The organism is Pseudomonas sp. UBA6753, assembly GCF_002453565.1.
Classification (GTDB): Bacteria; Pseudomonadota; Gammaproteobacteria; order Pseudomonadales; family Pseudomonadaceae; genus Aquipseudomonas; species Aquipseudomonas putida_Z.
This window is the reverse complement of the sequence record NZ_DKHD01000026.1, coordinates 1,613-1,812: the sequence shown is the minus strand read 5'-3', so window position 1 is coordinate 1,812 and position 200 is coordinate 1,613. Positions and strand designations below refer to the sequence as shown.

The following is a 200-nucleotide window of genomic DNA, read 5'->3' as shown; positions in this document are numbered from 1 at the left end:
ACGCCGCTTCTACCAAAACAACCATGTTTGCACCGAACTAGGCGGCTCTGTGACACGCTCCATTTTCCGGCATCAGGACAGCCTCCTGGCGCTATGCACATCAGGTGCTGAGGAATCGCGTTCAATCATGGCAGTGGATAACTCCAACACCGTCATGAGCGAATTGAGAGACTCCGGTAAGGCGCAGTTCGCTTATACCC

At 54.0% G+C, this 200-nt stretch carries 1 pseudogene; it reads left to right on the top strand.

The features are described from left to right. Window positions 1-200, top strand: a pseudogene (locus tag B2790_RS09645) (hypothetical protein); the annotation flags it as partial.